Raw genomic sequence first — 18055 nt, 5'->3', positions numbered from 1 at the left:
AACTTAAACCTAATCCATAAAAAATAAAGATATGGCTAAAAACATCACATTCGATGCCGATGCACGCACCAAAATTAAGTCTGGTGTAGATAAACTGGCTAACGCTGTTAAAGTAACCCTGGGCCCTAAAGGCAGAAACGTTATCATCGACAAGAAATTCGGTGCCCCTACCATCACCAAGGACGGTGTTTCTGTTGCAAAGGAAATCGAGCTGAAAGACGCTATCGAGAACATGGGCGCGCAGCTGGTGAAAGAGGTTGCCTCTAAAACAGCTGATCAGGCTGGTGACGGTACTACTACCGCTACCGTACTGGCGCAGGCAATTTACACTGCCGGTATTAAGAACGTGGCTGCAGGTGCCAACCCAATGGACCTGAAGCGTGGTATCGACAAGGCTGTTGAGGCTGTAGTAGAGAACCTGCGTTCACAGTCAAAGAAAATCGAGAACTCTTCTGAGATCTCTCAGGTGGGTACTATCTCTGCCAACAACGACGCTGAGATCGGTAAAATGATCGCTGATGCGATGGACAAAGTTGGTAAAGACGGGGTAATTACCGTTGAAGAGGCCAAAGGAACTGAAACTGAGGTTAAAACTGTGGAAGGTATGCAGTTTGACCGCGGTTACCTGTCTCCATACTTCGTGACGAATGCGGAGAAAATGGAAGCTGACTTCGACAACCCGTTCATCCTGATCTACGACAAGAAAGTGTCTACCATGAAGGAGCTGCTTCCTGTACTGGAGCAAGTAGTTCAGACTGGCAAAGGCCTGGTAATTGTTGCGGAGGATGTAGACGGCGAGGCGCTTGCCACACTGGTGGTTAACAAACTGCGCGGTTCCCTGAAAATCGCTGCCGTGAAAGCCCCTGGCTTCGGCGACAGAAGAAAAGCCATGCTGGAGGACATTGCTATCCTGACTGGCGGTACTGTAATCTCTGAGGAGCGCGGCTACAAGCTAGAGAACGCTACCCTGGATTACCTGGGCCAAGCAGAGAAAGTGATCATCGACAAAGACAACACCACCATCGTGAACGGTGCCGGTACAAAAGACGATATCACGGCTCGCATCAACCAGATCAAAGCCCAGATGGAGACAACTACATCTGACTACGACAGAGAGAAACTGCAGGAGCGCCTTGCCAAGCTTTCCGGTGGTGTAGCTATCCTGTACATCGGTGCTTCTACTGAGGTAGAGATGAAGGAGAAGAAAGACCGCGTAGACGATGCCCTGCATGCAACACGTGCTGCTGTTGAGGAAGGTATCGTAGCTGGCGGTGGCGTTGCCCTAATCCGCGCTATTGATGCCCTGGAGAGCCTGGAAGTTGAGAACGCTGACCAGAAAACAGGTATTCAGATCATCAGAACGGCTATTGAGGCTCCTCTGAGAACTATCGTGGCTAACGCTGGTGGCGAAGGTTCTGTAGTTGTTCAGGCTGTACGCGAGGGTAAAGGTGACTACGGTTACAACGCCCGCACCGACAAGTATGAGAACATGTTCGCGGCCGGTATCATCGACCCAACTAAAGTTACGCGTCTTGCCTTGGAGAACGCAGCCTCTATCGCTGGTCTTCTGCTTACTACCGAGTGTGTAGTTTCTGAAGAGCCTGCTGAGGAAGGTGCTGCTCCAGCTATGCCAGGTGGCATGGGTGGCATGGGCGGCATGATGTAATCAGCCCCCGCGCTTTAAGTATAAAAAAGGCCTAAGCTCATCGCTTAGGCCTTTTGCTTTTTACCATACTTTGAAAGTATAAAAGCGGCTATTGCAGCTCCTTAATACTGATGGTGATATCATGCGGGGCTGTTTCGTCGCCGCCAAAGTATGGGTAAAGCTGATAACCCTCTGCTGTACCGGTGCAGGCGCGTGGCATCGCTACCTGTTGCCCATACATCACAAAAACATACTTGTCCTCTTCCACACGCAGCTCCAGCGGAACCGGCTGTCCCAGCGGCACTGCACCCAGCAGTTTATAATCCCACTTCTTGTTCAGGTAAGTATAGGCCAGCACTTCCAGCCTGTTGTTGTGCCATCGCCAGCCAAAGCGCGCACTGTTCACCTGGTGGCTGGTGCTGCAGTCTGAGAACCCATAAAGCTTGTTGATGTCGGCTTGGTTGTTAGGCTTTGCGGAAGTATAAACGGCCGAGCTGTCAAATGTTACTTCGAAGCGGAGCGCAGTTGCGTTTACCTGCTTCACCGCGTTCTTATCCGAGTAATGCGACCCTTTTTTGATGGTATGTACAACGGCAGGCTTTTCCTCAATTTTTGGGCTAACTGCTTTTTCGGTTGTGCAACCAGCTAGGCAAAGTATAAACAGCAACGACAGCAGAGCCCCAAGAGGCTTTACAGTAAATAACATGGCTAAAAGTATAGAAATTAAAAGTTGTTACCTCGGCAAAACACCAAACAGTGTCTTAATGGTTCTACGCTGCCCCACTAAGTATAAAATAAATGATAAAAAAAGCCCCTGACGAAATACATCAGGGGCCTTGAAAAAGTATAAATCAAAATTATTCATCTCACTACTATTTCCAAGTTAGGAGATAAAGTATGGATTAATGAATGCCGTGCATCCACTTTCTCATGATCGGGGTGAGCAGGAGTGCCAGTAAGGCAAATCCGAAGGCCACATAGCCAATCTGCTCAAACACGCTAGTATACACTAACAGCGAATCCATGCCTCCTACTTCTCCATCTCCGCTGCCGCTTACAGAAGTAAGCTTGGCGATAATGCCCGCAATGTGGTGGGCAAATGAAGAAGACAGGAACCAGATACCCATGATGAATGATACAATCTTAACTGGAGAAAGCTCCGTTACTTTTGAAAGGCCTACAGGGGAAACGAAAAGCTCACCTGTTGTGATAAACATGTAACCTAGAATCAGGAACCAAATAGACACTCTACCATCGGCATCAGCATAATTGGCGCTCCAGGCAAAAATCATGAAACCCAAACCCAGCTGCGCTATACCTAAGGCAAACTTCACAGGCGTGAACGGGTTCATGCGCATCTTAGAGAAAAACAGCCACATGGCCGAAAACGGAAGCGCAAAAAGCACGATGAAGAACGGGTTGATGGAGTTCGTTTGTGCCGCGTTCAGGAACGTCAGGTTAACGTTACGCTCAGCGAAAAGCGTGAGAGAGGAGCCGGCCTGCTCGAAGAACGACCAGAACACGGTAATGAAGAACGTCAGCAGGATTACCACAATTAGCCTTTCCCGCTCTACCTTATCCACCTTAACCAGGTTATAGAAGAGCACAATGGCTATAACTGGCAGCAGGATGTAGTACATAATAATGTCTATCAAACTACCATCAAGCGACACCTGACCCAGACCAGGGATATCCATTGTTCCGTTAAACAGGAGAATGGCGAAGATTGGCAGCGACACAACTGAGAGTATGGAAACCCATGCACCTCTTGTTACCCCAGCCACTTTTTCATTAAGCACTTCCTGGCTAGGTGGCAAACCGTTCTGACCAAACACACCGCTTCTGGTGCCGTTCCAGAACATGATCAGTCCGATTAACATACCAATACCGGCAGCGCCGAAACCGTAATGCCAGCCATACTCGTGGCCCAGGTAACCACAGATAAGCGGCGCCAGCATGGCTCCTATGTTAATACCCATGTAGAAGATGGTAAAACCGGCGTCTCTTCTCTTGTCGCCCTGCTTGTAAAGGGAGCCTACAAGGGTAGAAATATTTGGTTTAAAAAAGCCGTTACCAACGATAATAAGCGCTAGCGCGCCGTAGAAGAAGATAGGATGTTCGATAGCCAGGGCAAAGTGACCAAGCGCCATCAGAACAGCACCCAGCATAATGGCCTTACGATAGCCCAGCAGTTTATCAGCAATCATGCCTCCCAGAACAGGAGTGGCATAAACTAAGGCTCCGTAAGCTGCGTAAATACCGATAGCTACATTGTCGCTATAAAGCAACTCGTTTACCATATAGAGAACCAGCAGCGCGCGCATGCCATAAAAGCTGAAGCGCTCCCAGAGTTCTGCGAAAAAGAGGTAAAAAAGCCCCTTTGGGTGACCGAACATTTCGGGTCCTGTCGGATCTGCACCAATCGGGGCACTGTGCTCCGTAATCACATCGGTAGCAGTGTGTTCTGTTAAAGACATAGATTTAGATTAGTTGATTGTTAGTTTATGTAAGTATAAGCCCGCTTACAAAGAAGGTAAATATATCAGGTTAGGGTCAAACAGCCAAATATTTTACGTTTTATAAACCGCCGGGTATATCGTATTATATTAAAATCATATCTAGTTTTTGGATATACTATTTTTTATATTTTTGTGTAATAGTTGCGAAAAACCTATCATTTTAATCAAACCCATAATTTTCAATGAAACAATCTGGAGATAAAACTAACACAGTAGGTCTCGAGAATATCGGCATTAAGGAGGCCAGGGAAGTGCTCTGGAACCTAACCCCTGCTGAGTTGGTGGAGGAGGCCATCAAAAATGGCGAAGGTGTGCTTACTGACAATGGCGCGTTAATGTGCGATACCGGTAAGTTTACCGGCCGCTCGCCCAAAGACCGCTTTATCGTAAAAGACGCCAAAACAGAGGACTCTGTTTGGTGGGGGGACATCAACATACCATTCGACCCGGAGAAGTTTGATAAGCTTCATGCCAAGATGGTGGACTTCCTGAAGGACAAGAAGCTGTATGTTCGCGATGCCTATGCCGGTGCTCACCCGGACTACCGCCTCAACCTGCGTATCGTGAATACCCAGGCCTGGCACAACCTCTTCTGCAACAACATGTTCCTGCGTTTGTCGCAAGAAGAGCTTGAAAACCATTCTCCGGATTTCACCATCATCTGTGCCCCAGAGTTTGAGGCTGACCCGGCTGAAGACGGCACCCGCCAAAGCAACTTTGCGATCATCAACTTTACTAAAAATATGATCCTGCTGGGAGGCACGGGCTACGCCGGCGAAATGAAGAAAGGCATTTTCGGAGTGCTTAACTACATCCTTCCTCACGAGAAAAACACCCTTTCGATGCACTGCTCCGCAAACATTGGCGCAGATGGCGACACAGCCATTTTCTTCGGGCTTTCCGGTACTGGTAAGACGACGCTCTCGGCAGATCCGAACCGTGGCCTTATCGGCGACGACGAGCACGGCTGGACAGAAGACAGCGTGTTTAACTTTGAAGGTGGCTGCTATGCCAAGGTTATCGACCTGACCCGCGAGAAAGAGCCGCAGATCTGGGACGCTATCCGATTCGGGTCTATTGTGGAGAATACCCGCTTCTTCCCAGGCACCCGTACCGTTGATTACACGAACAAAACTGTTACAGAGAATACGCGCACGGCCTACCCTATCAACTTCATCGATAATGCGATTGAGCCTTCGAGAGCTGATATTCCAAAAAATATCTTCTTCCTGACTGCGGATGCTTTCGGGGTGCTGCCTCCTATCTCCAAACTGAACGCGAGTCAGGCCATGTACCACTTCATTTCGGGCTATACTGCAAAAGTTGCCGGTACCGAAGTGGGTATTACGGAGCCGCAAACAACCTTCTCCGCCTGCTTTGGAGCAGCTTTCCTGCCACTGCACCCTACCAAGTATGCCGAAATGCTGGGCAAGAAAATGGAAGAGAACAATGTGAACGTGTGGCTGGTCAACACCGGTTGGACGGGCGGACCTTACGGAGTAGGAAGCCGTATGAAGCTGGGCTACACCCGCGCCATGATCACGGCAGCCCTGAACGGAGAACTCAACCAGGTAGAATACACGAAGCATCCTGTATTTGGCGTTGAAATGCCTGTTTCCTGCCCTAATGTTCCGGAGGAAGTGCTCAACCCGCGCAACACCTGGGCAAACAAGGAAGAGTACGATGCCAAGGCAACCGACCTTGCTTCTAAATTCGTGAAGAATTTCCAGAAATTCGCTGATTTTGCCAGTGATGAGATACTGGCAGGCGCTCCGAACGTGGAAGTAACTGCTTAAGCGGGTAAATATTTTACTTTAAAGAGGCCTCTCTGCTTCCTGCAGAGGGGCCTCTTGATTTAAAGAGAGCCACAGGATTACTCCATCTGGAAATCGCTCCATTTTCACTGTAGAATACTCTGAAAAGATGGTTTTTATTAAATCCTATACAGTCAGTTGAGGTGTGTGGAAGAGCCGGGATTACAGTATAAAGCCTTCAAAAGAAAACTTTTTATCCCGAGGAAGCATATATTTGTATAGTAAGTACAATAATAATCATCTACCGCTACAATATAAAACCGTGCACCTGTTCTACACACCTGACATCCAAGGCGAAATCTATACTTTAAGCGAGGAAGAGTCAAAGCATTGCACGCGGGTGCTGCGGCTGAACCATGGCGATACGGTGTACTTAATAGACGGCTTTGGTGGGATGTATACGGCTATCATACAGGATGCACACCAGAAACGCTGCCAACTCCAGATCATTGACAAGCAAATGGAGTATGGCAAGCTGCCGTACGTGTCTCACATAGCGGTGGCCCCTACCAAAAACCTGGACCGCATGGAGTGGTTTGTGGAGAAAGCAGTAGAGATTGGAATTAGTGAGATAACGTTTCTGCTTTGTGAGCACTCCGAGCGCCGCAGCCTACGCCTTGACCGGCTTGAGAAGATTGCCGTGAGCGCGATGAAGCAATCAAAGAAAGGCTACCTACCGCTGCTGAATGACCTGACTCCCTTTGATCGTTTCATTCAGAAAGCTGTACCTGAGAACACTTTTATTGCTCATCTGGAGGATGATGCTACCAAAAGTATAAAGGATTACTACAAGCACGGATTGCCGCACTGCATCATGATCGGCCCAGAGGGAGACTTCTCGACAGAGGAAATTAAGGCAGCCTATGCGGTGGGTATAAAGCCCGTAACCCTTGGCCAGAGCAGGCTGCGCACGGAGACGGCCGCCCTGGTAGCTTGCCATACCCTGAGCGTACTACATGATATTTACGCACCGTTATAAAGTATGAACCAGTACATCCGCCTATGAAAAGCTTCCTGCTCCTGTTTTTTATACTTGCAACAGCCCTTTCGCCAGCCTTTGCACAAAACTACGGCTTTAAGATTGCCAAGCTCAAGTATAACGGCGGCGGCGACTGGTATGCCAACAAAACCTCGCTCCCTAACCTGATCCGCTACTGCAACCAGAATTTAAACATGAACATTGCTGCACAGGAAGATGTGGTGGAAGTAGGAAGCCCGGAGCTGTTCTCCTACCCTTTCGTGCACATGACCGGGCACGGCAACGTCGTTTTCTCGGAGGCGGAGGCACGCAACCTGCGAAATTACCTTATCGGCGGTGGCTTCCTGCACATTGACGATAACTATGGCCTTGATAAGTACATCCGCAAGGAGATGAAGAAAGTGTTCCCGGAACTGGAGTTGGTAGAACTTCCCTTTGAACACCCCATCTACAAGCAAAAGTATAACTTCCCCAGAGGGTTGCCAAAAGTGCACGAGCATGACAACAAGCCTCCACAGGGCTTTGGCATTATTTACGAGGGGCGCCTGGTGTGCTTCTACACGTATGAGACCGACCTTGGCAACGGCTGGGAAGACCAGGAAGTACACAATGACCCGGAGCCAATCCGGCAGCAGGCTTTACGCATGGGGGCCAACATACTTACCTTCGCGCTAACGCAGGAGTAGGTTAGGAATGTTGAGAGTAGCCTGAGACTAAGTATAACTAAAATAGGTTAAAGCATAATAAGTCACGCAGTTAGACTTTAGTAAGATGAAAACCATCGGATGTCAGCACATGTACCTGAAAGTATAAATTTTAAGGCACTGCATATCCTGCTGCAAAGAGAGAAATTAACCACCCGTGCAGGGTAAAATCACTCCTTCAGAATTCATACTTAACTAACTATACCTTCTGTTGAAGATCTCTGAAAGTATAACGGCATCACGCGCCGAGGCGGGGTTTCGCAGCATCTCTTTGTAACGGTTGGTCCGTGTAACACGGGCAGGCTCTGCTTCCCTTATACTTTTCTGCTCGCGCAACTTCGATTGTTTGGCTGCTTCAATCGCTTCTGCACGCTTCTCCCAGGATAACGCTTTAGGAGCTACCTCATCATAGTTTTTATACTTTCTGGCTGGGGCTTCGGCCGGCACCATAGCAGGCGCAGTCTGTACAATCTCTCGTGTGCGCTCTTTTGTCTGCTGCACTACCTCCTGCCCCTGCCGGTTTGCCTGGTCTAACTTAGGTTGTAACTCCCGGAGGATGTCCTCAAACGAGGTTACGGGCTTGGGCGGTTGCTGCTGCGGTCGCGGCCTTCTGGGTTCCACGTCCACGTCCTCATCCCCGCCACTAAACGCCTTGCGCCACTGCGTGATGATAAAGTAGGCCACGGCTGCCAGTATATAAATGATTATCTGAAGATCTTCCATAGTCACCGGTTCTTATCCAAATATAGCAAAATAAATGGGTGCCTCTACCCCATATAACCATTAATTATACCTTTGCAAGAGATGTTCTATTGAAAATTCGTCTTATTTTTGAAGATAAGATCATAGAGTTTCCGCAATACGCGAATGCAAGTTTCAAGATTAGAAATCAAAGGGTTCAAGAGTTTTGGCGACCGCGTCGTCATCAACTTCGACAACGGGATTACCGGCATTGTGGGGCCCAATGGCTGTGGCAAGTCCAACATTGTGGATGCCATACGCTGGGTGCTGGGTGAGCAGAGAACACGTAACCTCCGCTCCGATAAGATGGAGAACGTAATTTTTAACGGCTCCAAAACCCGCAAGCCCGTGCAGATGGCCGAGGTGTCTATCACTTTCGACAACAACAAAGGCATCCTTCCGACAGAGTACTCGCAGGTAACAGTGACGCGTAAATACTACCGCACCGGCGAGAGTGAGTATATGCTGAACGGAGTAACCTGCCGCCTGAAAGACATCAACGAGCTTTTCCTTGATACGGGTATCGGTTCCGACAGCTACGCCATCATCGAGCTGAAAATGGTGGACGAGATCCTGAACGACAAGGAAAACTCTCGCCGCCTGCTGTTTGAAGAGGCTGCCGGTATTTCCAAGTTCCGGGTGCGCAAAAAGCAAACGCTGAAGAAACTTGAGGAGACTGATGCTGACCTGGAACGCGTGGAGGACCTGCTGCACGAAATCGACAAGAACATGAAGACGCTGGAACGACAGGCAAAGCAGGCCGTTAAGTATTTTAACCTGAAGGACGACTACAAGAAGCACAGCCTGGAGTTTGCCCGCCGCAACATTGCCCAGTACCAGCAAACGCTGGAGCGACTGGAGCAGGATGTGCAGCAGGAAGCCTCGCTGAAGGAGAACTATATCGCCGTCGTAACAGAGGCCGAAGAGGCTATCGCCGGACAGAAGGAGGAGCTGAACGAGACGCAGGAAAGGCTGGCCGAGATGCAGCGTACCATGCAGGTGCAGACGGCCAAGCTGCGCCAGCTCGAAAACGACATCAAACTCAGGTCAGAGCGTAGCACTTACCTGAAGGAGCGCATGCAGCAGCTGCGCCAGCAAATCAGCCAGGACACGGCTAACGTAGAGCACACCCAGGAAAGTATACTGGAGCTGCGCGACGAACTGGCGGCCGTACAAGACAACTTTGCCGAGGCGGAAGAGCAGGTAGCTGCCATGAAAGAGCAGCTGCAGGAGGCCAACGAGCAGAAAGCAAGTATGCAGGAAGTTTACCAGGAACTGGTGCAGCAGCAGAAAGCCAAGCAGAACGAAGTATACCAACTGAGCAAATCGCTTGAGATTAGCCAGGTACAGATACAGAACATCAACCAGGAGCTCGAACGCTTGCAACAGCAGCAACTAACCGCCGACGAGGATGGTCGCGTGCTGCAGGAGCAGTTGCAGGAAGCCCAACAGGTCCTGGAGGAGCGCACTTCTGAGCTGGTGCGCCTGCAGGCCAAAGAGGAAACGCTGCAGCAAAGTATAGAAACCACCGAGGCTAACATTGAAGAGCTAAAAGGCGAGCTCGTAGAGCAAAACCGTACCCTAGACTCCAAGCAAAACCAGTATAACCTGACCAAGTCGCTGGTGGAGAACATGGAGGGATTCCCGGAAGCGATTAAGTTCCTGAGCAAGGCCGACAGCTGGAGCAAACCTGCCCCGCTCCTATCCGATATACTTGTCTGTAAGCCTGAGTATAAAGGCCTTATTGAAAGTTACCTGGAGCAGTACATGAACTACTTCGTAGTGGATGAACTGCAGGACGCGGTGGACGCAGTTGCCCTTTTGAAGACCGAAAATAAGGGTCGCGCCAACTTTATTATATTTTCGGAAATTGAAGATCTGGAGCCGACGGCCACCTTCAGCGAGGGCAACCTGCAAGCCGCCTACGAACTGGTTTCGGCAGACAAAAAGTATAGCACCCTGCTCAAGTATATGCTCCGCAACGTCTACATCACCGACGACGCGGAGGAGGAGCTTTATGGACACGAGTATAAAACCATCATCCTCAAAGACGGCAGTGCTATCCGTAAGCCATTAAGTCTGACAGGCGGTTCAGTGGGTGTATTCGATGGAAACCGTCTGGGCCGTAAGCAAAACCTGGAGAAACTGGCCGAAGAGGTCGCTGAGCTACAAGAGCAGGTAGAGGTATTGCAGGGCCGCATCAACACGCAGCACCAGATCCTGCAGAACTACCGAAATGAGTCGGAGCGGGAAACTATAAAAGCGCTGGAAAAAGAAGTTAGTAAGTTGCAGCAGGATTTGCTTACGGTGCGCATCCGGCACGAGCAACACCAGCAGAACATCCGCAATTTTGATCAGAAGCGTGATGAGCTGCAAGAGCGCCTGCTGGAACTGCGCGAGCAAAGTATGGAAGTATCGCCGCAGGCCGAGGCGGACCAGCGGGATCTGCAGCGCCTGGAGGAGGAAATTGCCGTGCATGCTGCCAACCTGGAGCGCCAGCAGGAACAGATTGCCGTTATCTCGGGCCGCTATAACCAGGAAAACATCCAGTTCCACCAGCTCAAGAACCGTTTTGCCAGTTTGCAGCAGGAAATCAGCTACAAGCAGAAGTCGGTGGAGACAAACCTGGAGCGTATTGAAGGGCTGAAGCAGGAACTGGTTAAATCGGAACAGGAAATATCAGAGGCAGAGGGATTTATACTTGAAAACCAGCAGGTGGTGGAAAGTATGAACGAAGCCCGCCAGGCCTATGCCGAGGAGTTGGAGGAGATAGAGAAGGAATACTTCTCCCTGCGCGGCGACCTGGACGAGAAAGAGAAAAGTATACGCGAGATGCAGCGCAAGCGCCAGAACTCTGATGAACTGCTGATGCGCATGCAACAGGCCAAAAACGACACCCAACTGAAGCTGGTGGCGATTAAAGAGCGCCTGGCTGCCGAGTTTAACATTTCAGACGAGGATTTCGCGAGCCCACTGCCGGAGGAAGACCTGCTGATCCCGTTATCGAACGACGAACTGAGCCAGCACATTGCCAGCGTCAGATCGCAGCTTGACAAGATGGGGCCGGTAAACGCCATGGCTGCCGAAGCCTACGCCGAGATTGAGGAGCGTGAAAAATTCATCACCGAGCAGCGCAATGATCTGGTTAACGCCAAAAACGCGCTGATTGACACTATCAACGAGATTGACACGGTGGCTAAGGAGAAGTTCATGGACTCGTTCAACCAGATTAAGGATAACTTCAAGCACGTGTTCCGCAGCCTCTTCACCGAGGAAGACAACTGCGACCTGGTTATCTCCGACCCGAAAAATCCGCTGGAGGCAAAGATAGAGATCATGGCCCAGCCAAAAGGCAAGCGTCCGCTCACGATCAACCAGCTGTCGGGCGGGGAGAAAACGCTAACAGCCATCTCGCTGCTGTTTGCCATCTACCTACTCAAGCCAGCGCCGTTTTGTATCTTCGATGAGGTGGACGCGCCGCTGGACGACGCCAACATCGACAAGTTTAACAACATCATCCGCAAGTTCTCGAACGAGTCGCAGTTCATCGTGGTAACGCACAACAAGCGCACCATGTCCTCAACCGACGTGATGTACGGCATCACCATGATTGAAGCAGGCATCTCCAGGGTAATCCCTGTGGATTTGCGCCAGATTGCCTAGCACCAGAACACAAGTATAAAAACAAGAAGAGCCGCTAACGTATAGCGGCTCTCCTTGTTAAATGCAAAAGTATAAATTGAGCTTCGTAAGGCTTACCTTACCCCCTGCTCCGGAAACTTACCCGTCTTGGTGCGATAGAAAGCCAGGATTTTCTCCATGTCAGCCTCTATGTCACCCGTAGGAATAATGGTGGGCCCGATGCCAGCCTCCTTTTTGGCATAATCGAGATATCCGAGCACAATAGGCACATTAGCGCCTTGGGCAACATAATAAAAACCCCTGCGCCAACGCGGCTGGTATTTTCGGGTTCCCTCCGGCGTCACCATTACACAGATGTCCCCCGGGTTCTCCTCGAACATTTTAATCATGGCGTCTACCATGCGTGTGTTCCTGGCCCTGTCAATCGGTATGGCGCCCATCGCCTTCAGTAGCGGCCCAAAGGGAAACTTCATGAACTCCTTCTTAATGGTATACTTGATAGGTGCTCCCATCAGGTAAAAGGCGGCGCGGGCATAGATAAAGTCCCAATTGCTAGTATGTGGGGCCGCTACCATCACACAGCGTCGGTTCTCAGGAGTAAGATTGCCTTCTAATCTCCATCCCGCTACTTTAAAAATCAGCTTCGAAATAAACTTTCCGACCATGAATTGTTAAGGGTGTAAAGTAAAAAAGTAGGCTAGGTAAAAACCAGCCTACTTTATAGGTTAAATAGAATGTATAGATACGCACTTCTGCGCTTTTTTACAACGACTCTTTAATAGTATGCGAAGTTTTGCGCCACAGGTATGCCTGTACCCCTACTCCCAGCACCGGTCCGAAGGATGTGTTTGCGTTGTCGCCTCTCCACTCGCGGGTATACCGGAAAGATAGCATCGGCTCCACGGATATTTTCTCATTTACAAACAGGGCATACCCAACACCTAGTGCCCCTTGGGCAATGTTTGTTTTACTACCCCCTGAGGATAGCGACAACAGGCCGCCTTTCAAGTTGAGCTCCCCAAACACGCCATTATCCAGGTAATAGCGCGTAAAGGGCCCTGCCAGCAGGTACGTCTGCCTGAAACTCTGCTTGGCCCCTTCCACTGATACAATGTAGCTGTCGTGGCTCAGCCCAATGTCTACCCCTATGGCAAAGTCGTGTAAAGGGAAATACCCGCCCTTAAAGTTGAGGTTGGCTAGTATATTCGTTCCCTCTTCCGGCCCCAGGGGTAGGTTGAGTTCCCGCGTGGTCTTCTGAATCGAGGCATCCATGTTGCCTCCTATCAGTATAGAGCCATGCTTTACTTTCGCCTTCCACATAAAGCTCTTGTTCTCCTGCGCCATTACAACCGCCGGAAACATTATCAATAAAAGTATAAGCCTTAGTGATTTCATGTTTATTTTGCCCATTCCTTCAGCACAATTCTACGTTATAAAGACAAAAAAATATACAATATTTAATATTTATTTATTAAAATGTTGCAGCTATTTGTTGACATGCTGCCTGATGTACCGCTCCATGTGCATAGCGTACCGGTAGCCCACATCAAATATCTCGTCTGCTTTGCGGAAACTCGTTAAACGGTAAGATTTCAGCTCCTTCGGCTCCAGAAACAAATCGCATTTATTCAACCGGAGTTTCACGTTGTTGTTGATGGCCAGCATGACGGTGCGCTCTATCATGCCAGTTAGCGAGGTAATCTGCGCCTGGTGGTTTACAGGGTTCACGTGTACGGCAATCTTCACGTCGCAGTTATTATGCAGCGGCTCGATAGGCAGGTTGTTGAGCAGTCCCCCATCATTCAAGGTCTTGCCCTCAAACAAAACGGGCTGATAAAGTATGGGCACGGCAGAAGAAGCCAGCAAAGGTTTGATTACATTCCCGGAAGAAAAATAGGCTGTTACGCCCTCATTCATTTCTGTTGCGCTCACCACCACCGGAATTTTCAGGTCTTCGAATCGCAGCTGCGGGCCCAGGTACTTGTTGAAAAGCTTCTCCACCTCTTCCAGGTGCAGCAAGCCCCGCTTCCCGAACACCGGCCGCATCACATGGAAAACGCTAAGCTCTTTGATCAGCTTCAGGATTTCGTCAGGAGCATACCCGTAGGCATACAGCACGCCTGCAATTGCCCCAGAGCTGACACCAGAAATCATACTGACCTTCACCCCCTGCTCATCCAGCGCCTTTAAAACACCCAGGTGCGCGATACCTCTTGCCCCGCCCCCAGATAACGCAAGCCCCACCCGCATGTTATACTTCTGAAAGACTAAATGTCTCTCTCACGCGCACGCCTTTCTCGGTGTGTTGCACAGAGCAGCACTCGTTTACCGCATCATGCTCCAAAAACAGCACCATCTCCTCGTCTGCTGCCTGGTTCAGGAAACGTGCTTTCTCATCCAAGGTAAGCAGCGGTCTGGTGTCATAACCCATCACATAAGGCAGCGGAATGTGGCCAACCGATGGGAGCAAATCAGCCATATACGCCAGTTTCCGGCCCTTATACTTAAGTATAGGCACCATCATTTTATCGGTGTGGCCGTCGGCAAAGAAGATATCGAACTGCGGGAAAGGAGAAGGCGCCGCAGGGTCAATAAATTTCAGCTGGCCGCTCTCCTGCATGGGATATATGTTTTCTCTCAGGAAGGAAGCTTTCTCCCTTGGGTTCGGTTCTGTCGCCCATTTCCAGTGGTCAGCGTTAGACCAATAAGTAGCATTGGGAAAGACGAGCTCAAGCCCCCCGTTACTGTTTTTATACTTTACCCCGCCTCCGCAATGGTCGAAGTGCAGGTGCGTCAGGAACATGTCCGTCACGTCCTCCGGGGAGAAGCCAGCTGCCTTAAGAGAACCCAGAAGCGTGTCATCCCCATGCAGGTAATAATGGCTAAAGAACTTCGCGTCCTGCTTATCCCCTATCCCATTGTCAATCAGTATCAGCCTGTCACCGTCCTCAATCAATAAACAGCGCATGGCCCACGTGCACAGGTTGTTCTCATCAGCGGGATTGGTCCTTTGCCAAAGCGTTTTGGGTACTACGCCGAACATAGCACCGCCATCCAGTTTAAAAAATCCTGTGTCGATAACGTGTAGTTTCATTTTGCTGTGTGGTTGGGTTAGGGTTTATACTTCTGACAGGCTATAAATAAAAATGAATTAGAGCGTAGCACTGGTGCTCCCGCCTCTAATTCATCCTTATAAGTGTAGGTATTTATGCTGAATTTATGCCTCCAGCACAACGCCCATGTTAGAGAACTTCTCGATACGCTCCATGATACGTTCCTCCGGGTCCATGGTTCCGAGCTCGTCCAGTAATCTGATAACTTCCTTTTTAAGGGTTGTCATCATCTTGTTCGGGTCCAGGTGTGCGCCCCCGAGCGGCTCTTTGATGATGCCATCAATAAGCTTGTGCTTGAGCATGTCTGAAGCCGTTAGCTTAAGCGCCTCAGCTGCCTGCTCTTTGTAGTTCCAGCTGCGCCAAAGTATAGACGAGCAGGATTCCGGAGAAATAACCGAGTACCAGGTATTCTCCAGCATCATCACACGATCGCCAATAGCAATGCCAAGCGCACCGCCTGAGGCTCCCTCGCCAATAATGACGCAGATAACAGGAACTTTCAGCATGAACATCTCCTTCAGATTTCGGGCAATTGCCTCACCCTGTCCGCGCTCCTCTGCCTCCAGCCCTGGAAATGCGCCCGGTGTGTCGATGAAGGTAACGATAGGCTTGTTAAACTTCTCAGCCATTTTCATCAGGCGCAGTGCCTTTCGGTACCCCTCTGGGTTAGCCATACCAAAGTTGCGCATCTGGCGCTGCTTGGTGTTGCGGCCCTTCTGCTGACCGATGAACATCACGCTACGGCCATCCAGCTCGCCAAAACCACCAACCATGGCCTTGTCGTCGCTTACAGTGCGGTCGCCGTGCAGCTCAACAAACTTCTCGGTGATGCCGTGAATGTAGTCTAACGTATAGGGTCTGTCGGGATGACGGGAAAGCTGAACACGCTGCCAGCGTGTAAGGTTAGCGTAAGTCTCTTTCTTAAGTGTCTTGATTTTCTCTTCGAGCGCCTTAACCGCCTCGGAAACATCTACCTGACTCTCCTCGGCCAGTTTTTTCATCTCCTGCAGTTTGCCCTCCAGTGCAGCTATAGGCTGTTCAAAATCTAAAAGCATAGTTTCGTAGCTGTGTTTAGCGTTACAAATTTAAGATTTTCTGCCAATGAACGCAGTAGAACCGTAAATTTATACTTGCCCTTTAAAATAATTGGGCTGTAAATGAAGCTGTTCGCTAAAATGGTTCAAAATATAGCTCCAAAATGATGCTAAGCATTTGCACAATTGAATCCGAGAACATACCTTTGCATCACTTTAACAGTCACAGTTAAGGAAAAACATTAGGTCTGGTAGTTCAGTTGGTTAGAATGCCGCCCTGTCACGGCGGAGGTCGCGGGTTCGAGTCCCGTCCAGACCGCAGCTTAATAACTGCGGTAGACGCAAAGCAGCAGCAAAAGGCACTGCATCATAAAAACATTGGTCTGGTAGTTCAGTTGGTTAGAATGCCGCCCTGTCACGGCGGAGGTCGCGGGTTCGAGTCCCGTCCAGACCGCAGCTTAATAACTGCGGTAGACGCAAAGCAGCAGCAAAAGGCACTGCATCATAAAAACATTGGTCTGGTAGTTCAGTTGGTTAGAATGCCGCCCTGTCACGGCGGAGGTCGCGGGTTCGAGTCCCGTCCAGACCGCTCCTTTAAAAGAGCTTATACTTAAAGTATAAGCTCTTTTTTTGTGCCTATACTTCTGCCATAAAAAAAGCCAGCTGCTGTTTGCAACCGGCTTTTTTATACTTTAAAAGTATACGTTATACTTTGTTATTGAAGCTCGTGGTAGTTGTACACTTTATGTCCCCCTTCTACCAGGTAGCTGTCACGCTTGAACAGCTCAATATCCGAGTCCATCATGTCTTTCACCAGAGCTGGCAAGTCATACTTTGGAGTCCAGCCAAGTTTCTCCTTGGCCTTGGTGGCATCCCCTATCAGCAGGTCCACCTCGGTCGGACGGAAGTAGTTCGGATCAACGCACACTACCTCTTTGCCAACTTCCACCTGGTAATCGGGGTTGTTGCAGGCGGCTACGTAACCTCTCTCCTCTACTCCTTCGCCTCTGAACTCAATCACAATTCCAAGCTCTCCAAAAGCCATCTTCACGAAGTCGCGCACGGTAGTAGTTACACCCGTCGCAATTACGTAGTCCTCCGGCTCGTCCTGCTGCAGGATGCGCCACATTGCCTCTACATAATCTTTAGCATGGCCCCAGTCGCGCTTGGCATCCAGGTTACCTAAGTATAGCTTTTCCTGAAGGCCCAGTCCAATACGGGCAGCTGCGCGGGTGATTTTTCTTGTCACGAACGTTTCGCCTCTGAGTGGCGACTCGTGGTTAAACAGGATGCCGTTGCAGGCAAACATGCCGTAAGCCTCACGGTAGTTCACCGTAATCCAATAGCCGTAAAGTTTAGCTACTGCATATGGCGAGCGAGGGTAAAATGGCGTCGTCTCAGACTGCGGTACAGCCTGCACCAGGCCATAAAGTTCAGAGGTAGAAGCCTGGTATACCTTTGTTTTCTTAGTAAGGCCGAGTATACGGATTGCCTCCAGTATGCGCAGCGTGCCTAATCCATCAGCGTTGGCTGTATACTCAGGTGTGTCGAAGCTCACCTTCACGTGGCTCATGGCCGCCAGGTTATAAATCTCATCTGGCTGCGTTTCCTGTATAATACGGATCAGGTTTGTGGAGTCAGTCAGGTCGCCGTAGTGCAGCTTAAAGTTGATGTTCTTTTCGTGCGGGTCCTGGTATAAGTGATCGATCCTGTCTGTGTTGAAGCTGGAGCTACGGCGCTTGATGCCGTGCACTTTATATCCTTTGCTGAGAAGCAACTCTGCCAGGTACGCTCCGTCCTGGCCGGTCACTCCGGTAATAAGGGCAGTTTTCATCTGTAAAGGGTTCGTAATAAGTATAGATTT

General features: G+C 49.8%; 14 protein-coding genes and 3 tRNA genes. 8 read left to right on the top strand and 9 right to left on the bottom strand.

Annotation, left to right across the window (positions count from 1 at the left end):
- Positions 1 to 31 precede the first annotated feature (31 nt).
- The gene (gene groL / locus BM040_RS00360) at positions 32 to 1666 is read left to right on the top strand and encodes a chaperonin GroEL (protein ID WP_092097916.1); all 1635 of its coding nucleotides are present in this window, start codon (positions 32 to 34) and stop codon (positions 1664 to 1666) included.
- Positions 1667 to 1754: 88 nt separating this feature from the next.
- Here the strand turns inward: groL and BM040_RS00355 are convergent, their stop codons facing one another.
- Entirely contained in the window at positions 1755 to 2351 is a 597-nt protein-coding gene (locus BM040_RS00355; RefSeq protein ID WP_092097915.1) for a hypothetical protein, read from the bottom strand.
- A 196-nt stretch (positions 2352 to 2547) separates the two neighbouring features.
- The gene (locus tag BM040_RS00350) at positions 2548 to 4122 is read right to left on the bottom strand and encodes a peptide MFS transporter (RefSeq protein WP_092097913.1); all 1575 of its coding nucleotides are present in this window, start codon (positions 4120 to 4122) and stop codon (positions 2548 to 2550) included.
- A gap of 224 nt (positions 4123 to 4346) precedes the next feature.
- On the opposite strand from BM040_RS00350, the gene pckA reads away from it, so the two are divergent.
- The 3 genes from pckA to BM040_RS00335 all read left to right on the top strand — a co-directional run bounded on the left by pckA (position 4347) and on the right by BM040_RS00335 (position 7643).
- Entirely contained in the window at positions 4347 to 5960 is a 1614-nt protein-coding gene (gene pckA, locus BM040_RS00345; RefSeq protein ID WP_092097912.1) for a phosphoenolpyruvate carboxykinase (ATP), read from the top strand.
- A 280-nt stretch (positions 5961 to 6240) separates the two neighbouring features.
- A complete protein-coding gene (locus BM040_RS00340; RefSeq protein ID WP_092097910.1) occupies positions 6241 to 6957 on the top strand; it encodes a 16S rRNA (uracil(1498)-N(3))-methyltransferase in 717 nt (238 codons plus the stop codon).
- A gap of 23 nt (positions 6958 to 6980) precedes the next feature.
- Positions 6981 to 7643, top strand: a complete 663-nt coding sequence (locus BM040_RS00335) for a DUF4159 domain-containing protein (protein WP_092097909.1) — start codon at positions 6981 to 6983, stop codon at positions 7641 to 7643.
- Positions 7644 to 7856: 213 nt separating this feature from the next.
- Here BM040_RS00335 and BM040_RS00330 read toward each other — a convergent pair whose 3' ends face one another.
- A complete protein-coding gene (locus BM040_RS00330) occupies positions 7857 to 8384 on the bottom strand; it encodes a hypothetical protein (RefSeq protein ID WP_092097907.1) in 528 nt (175 codons plus the stop codon).
- A gap of 144 nt (positions 8385 to 8528) precedes the next feature.
- On the opposite strand from BM040_RS00330, the gene smc reads away from it, so the two are divergent.
- Positions 8529 to 12065: a chromosome segregation protein SMC gene (smc, locus tag BM040_RS00325; protein ID WP_092097906.1), complete on the top strand. Its 3537-nt coding sequence runs from the start codon at positions 8529 to 8531 to the stop codon at positions 12063 to 12065.
- 92 nt (positions 12066 to 12157) lie between these two features.
- On the opposite strand, the gene BM040_RS00320 is transcribed toward smc, so the two are convergent.
- The 5 genes from BM040_RS00320 to BM040_RS00300 form a co-directional block, all read right to left on the bottom strand.
- The gene (locus BM040_RS00320; RefSeq protein ID WP_092097904.1) at positions 12158 to 12709 is read right to left on the bottom strand and encodes a 1-acyl-sn-glycerol-3-phosphate acyltransferase; all 552 of its coding nucleotides are present in this window, start codon (positions 12707 to 12709) and stop codon (positions 12158 to 12160) included.
- Between the two features lie 97 nt (positions 12710 to 12806).
- Positions 12807 to 13439 carry a hypothetical protein gene (locus BM040_RS00315; protein WP_139217732.1) on the bottom strand — a complete coding sequence of 211 codons (633 nt, stop codon included), beginning with the start codon at positions 13437 to 13439 and terminating at the stop codon, positions 12807 to 12809.
- Positions 13440 to 13529: 90 nt separating this feature from the next.
- Positions 13530 to 14294, bottom strand: coding sequence for a patatin-like phospholipase family protein (locus BM040_RS00310; RefSeq protein WP_092097901.1), 765 nt, complete (start codon positions 14292 to 14294; stop codon positions 13530 to 13532).
- A gap of 1 nt (position 14295) precedes the next feature.
- Positions 14296 to 15138: an MBL fold metallo-hydrolase gene (locus BM040_RS00305; RefSeq protein WP_092097900.1), complete on the bottom strand. Its 843-nt coding sequence runs from the start codon at positions 15136 to 15138 to the stop codon at positions 14296 to 14298.
- Between the two features lie 123 nt (positions 15139 to 15261).
- Positions 15262 to 16212 carry an acetyl-CoA carboxylase carboxyltransferase subunit alpha gene (locus BM040_RS00300; RefSeq protein WP_092097899.1) on the bottom strand — a complete coding sequence of 317 codons (951 nt, stop codon included), beginning with the start codon at positions 16210 to 16212 and terminating at the stop codon, positions 15262 to 15264.
- Between the two features lie 224 nt (positions 16213 to 16436).
- Here BM040_RS00300 and BM040_RS00295 point away from each other — a divergent pair.
- The 3 genes from BM040_RS00295 (at position 16437) to BM040_RS00285 (ending at position 16780) form a co-directional block, all read left to right on the top strand.
- Positions 16437 to 16510, top strand: a tRNA-Asp gene (locus BM040_RS00295).
- 61 nt (positions 16511 to 16571) lie between these two features.
- Positions 16572 to 16645: transfer RNA gene (locus tag BM040_RS00290), tRNA-Asp, on the top strand.
- Between the two features lie 61 nt (positions 16646 to 16706).
- A tRNA-Asp gene (locus tag BM040_RS00285) sits at positions 16707 to 16780 on the top strand.
- Positions 16781 to 16906: 126 nt separating this feature from the next.
- On the opposite strand, the gene gmd is transcribed toward BM040_RS00285, so the two are convergent.
- Entirely contained in the window at positions 16907 to 18025 is a 1119-nt protein-coding gene (gene gmd, locus BM040_RS00280; RefSeq protein ID WP_092097897.1) for a GDP-mannose 4,6-dehydratase, read from the bottom strand.
- Positions 18026 to 18055: the final 30 nt, after the last annotated feature.

This window comes from Pontibacter chinhatensis (genome assembly GCF_900113285.1).
GTDB classification, from domain to species: domain Bacteria; phylum Bacteroidota; class Bacteroidia; order Cytophagales; family Hymenobacteraceae; genus Pontibacter; species Pontibacter chinhatensis.
This window is presented reverse-complemented; position numbering and strand designations above follow the sequence as displayed.

Excerpts from the sequence above, each read along its gene's own strand:
- BM040_RS00300 (WP_092097899.1), bottom strand. The coding sequence starts at position 16,212 with ATGCTTTTAGATTTTGAACAGCCTATAGCTGCACTGGAGGGCAAACTG.
- pckA (WP_092097912.1), top strand. The coding sequence starts at position 4,347 with ATGAAACAATCTGGAGATAAAACTAACACAGTAGGTCTCGAGAATATC.
- BM040_RS00355 (WP_092097915.1), bottom strand. The coding sequence starts at position 2,351 with ATGTTATTTACTGTAAAGCCTCTTGGGGCTCTGCTGTCGTTGCTGTTT.
- BM040_RS00315 (WP_139217732.1), bottom strand. The coding sequence starts at position 13,439 with ATGAAATCACTAAGGCTTATACTTTTATTGATAATGTTTCCGGCGGTT.
- BM040_RS00305 (WP_092097900.1), bottom strand. The coding sequence starts at position 15,138 with ATGAAACTACACGTTATCGACACAGGATTTTTTAAACTGGATGGCGGT.
- smc (WP_092097906.1), top strand. The coding sequence starts at position 8,529 with ATGCAAGTTTCAAGATTAGAAATCAAAGGGTTCAAGAGTTTTGGCGAC.
- BM040_RS00320 (WP_092097904.1), bottom strand. The coding sequence starts at position 12,709 with ATGGTCGGAAAGTTTATTTCGAAGCTGATTTTTAAAGTAGCGGGATGG.
- gmd (WP_092097897.1), bottom strand. The coding sequence starts at position 18,025 with ATGAAAACTGCCCTTATTACCGGAGTGACCGGCCAGGACGGAGCGTAC.
- BM040_RS00330 (WP_092097907.1), bottom strand. The coding sequence starts at position 8,384 with ATGGAAGATCTTCAGATAATCATTTATATACTGGCAGCCGTGGCCTAC.
- BM040_RS00335 (WP_092097909.1), top strand. The coding sequence starts at position 6,981 with ATGAAAAGCTTCCTGCTCCTGTTTTTTATACTTGCAACAGCCCTTTCG.
- BM040_RS00350 (WP_092097913.1), bottom strand. The coding sequence starts at position 4,122 with ATGTCTTTAACAGAACACACTGCTACCGATGTGATTACGGAGCACAGT.
- groL (WP_092097916.1), top strand. The coding sequence starts at position 32 with ATGGCTAAAAACATCACATTCGATGCCGATGCACGCACCAAAATTAAG.
- BM040_RS00310 (WP_092097901.1), bottom strand. The coding sequence starts at position 14,294 with ATGCGGGTGGGGCTTGCGTTATCTGGGGGCGGGGCAAGAGGTATCGCG.